This is a genomic window from Spirillospora sp. NPDC049652, assembly GCF_040675125.1.
Lineage (GTDB): Bacteria > Actinomycetota > Actinomycetes > Streptosporangiales > Streptosporangiaceae > Spirillospora.
The window spans coordinates 1-2006 of record NZ_JBFAOF010001158.1 but is presented as its reverse complement, the minus strand read 5'-3'; the positions used below and the strand labels follow the sequence as shown (position 1 = coordinate 2006).

At 75.9% G+C, this 2006-nt stretch carries 2 protein-coding genes; both read left to right on the top strand.

Annotated features, from left to right (window positions below; genetic code table 11):
• On the top strand, window positions 1–830 hold an 830-nt coding region (locus AB0J52_RS38055; RefSeq protein WP_500187855.1), incomplete at its 5' end, for a hypothetical protein.
• Between the two features lie 7 nt (window positions 831–837).
• On the top strand, window positions 838–1359 hold the full coding sequence (locus AB0J52_RS38050; protein WP_500187853.1) for a S26 family signal peptidase: 522 nt from the start codon (window positions 838–840) through the stop codon (window positions 1357–1359).
• The last annotated feature ends 647 nt before the right edge of the window (window positions 1360–2006 follow it).

Below are 2006 nucleotides of genomic sequence, written 5' to 3'. Positions count from 1 at the left end.
CCCGGATGCGCATCACCGGCCAGAACCGCGTCTCCGCCCCGTCCGGCGGAGGCGGGGGCGGCGGCGGGCGCCGCTGGGCGGTCGTCGGCCTCGCGGCCGTGGTCGTCGTCGGCGGCGCGGCCGGGGCCTACTTCGTCGTCGGCGGCAAGAAGCACACCGCCGACCCGCCGCACCCGTCCCAGGAGGCCACCAGCGCGGCCCCCACGGCGCAGCCGACCGCCCCGCAGGGCCCCGGCACGGCGCTGGCCGCCCAGATCCGGGACGCCACGGCCCGCACGCCCTCCGCGTCGTTCTCCTTCCGCCGGACGGGCCCGGGCGGCAACGTCAGCGCCCACGGGTCGTTCACCCTGGTCACGGGGAGCGAGCCGTCCTACGCGATGCAGCTCTCCGGGCCGGGCGAGACCAAGCGGGCGGGCCGCACGATCGTGATCGGCGGGAACGTCTACGTCCGCGCGGGCAAGGTCTGGCGGCAGACCGCGGCGTCGGCCAAGGGCTACCCGTCGCTGACGGCGCAGATCCGCTCGGCCGGGTCCATCCCCGCCCTGACCGCGCTGCTGGACAACGCCTCGAAGCTCCAGCACACCGGCGCGATCTACCAGGGCACGGCCCCGCTCGCCGCTCTCGGCAGGCAACCCGGCTTCGGCGGCCTGTACGCCGATCTGGCGCGGGCCACGGGCGCGCAGGACATCACGTTCTACCTGCGCCTGGACAAGCTGAACCGGCCCGTCCAGCTGAAGCTGCGCGCGGGCGTGAAGCCGCACTGGCTGCTGACCAACTACACCGACTGGGCCCGCAAGCCCCCGATCGCCGCGCCCAAGACGAGCGCCTGACCCCGCGATGAGACGGACGGCGCCGGTCGCCGGCGCGCTCGGCGCGGTGGGGCTCGGCGCCGTCGCGCTCGGCGCGGCCGGCGCCTGGGCCCGGCGGCGGCTGGTCGTCGTCACGGTCGACGGCTGGAGCATGGCGCCCACGTTCCGGGACGGCGACCGCGTCCTGGTCCGGCGGCGCGCGCTCGCGGACGTCCGGCGCGGCGACGTCGTCGTCCTCGAACCTCCGGACACCCCCGACTACCGCTCCGCACCCCCGAGCGGGACGGCTTCCGCCGCCGTGGCAGACGGGACCGGCGGGCCCGTGTGGAACGTGAAGCGGGTCGCCGCGCTGCCCGGTGACCCGGTGCCGTCCGGCGTCCCCGGCGAGGGCGGGACGGTCCCGTCCGGCCGTCTCGTCGTGCTCGGCGACAATCCGGACAGTGTCGACTCGCGGCAGCGCGGGCCGTACCCGGGCGACCGGCTCCTCGGCGTCGTGCTGCGCCGGCTGAGCCGTCCCGGAAACGGCCCGGTGGGCGGCCCAGGCGCTTGATCCGCCGCCTCCAGGGGCCAAACCGGCAACAGTCACCAAGATCCGCTCGCCGCTGATCGCAGAAGTCACAACGCGTAACCGGCCTCTTGAGCCCTTGATCGCCGCCGGTTAGCTTCTGGGCAAGCGAGCGCGGGGCGGGTTCCGGAACCGTCCCGGCGCCCGACCAGTCCCGCGCCCGGAGCGAATCCGGCGTGTCTGGAGGTGGTTCCCCCATGGTCCGTGCCCTCACCAGACTGAGTGACCGCATGATCGACAGGATCCTGCCGTCGACCAAGGCCAAGGCCGAGGCGTGCTGGTGGACGTCGACCGGCATGCACTGCTGCATCTACGCCGGCCACACCTACTGCACCTGATCGGCGGCCGGCCGTGTGGAACGCCGCGTTGACCTCCCCTGTTGCGGTGGGAACCGTCATCGCCCCGCGCCGCGCGACCGGACGGCGGGTACCGGCCGGGGCCACCCCGGCCGGTACCTCGCCGATCTCCGCCCCCGTCCCTGCCCCTCCGCCGCACGGCCCTTCGGGCGGTCCCCGATGACCCCCGCCCCGGTCCCGCTGGGACGCCGCCTGGCGAGCGCCGCCTCGCTGACCTGGCGGGCGCACTGGCGGGCCGCGCTGGCGTCGGCCGCGCTCGCCGTCCTGGCCGGGCTC

Bases quoted from the DNA above. Each gene is read 5' to 3' on its own strand.
- AB0J52_RS38050 (WP_500187853.1), top strand. From the start codon at position 838: ATGAGACGGACGGCGCCGGTCGCCGGCGCGCTCGGCGCGGTGGGGCTC.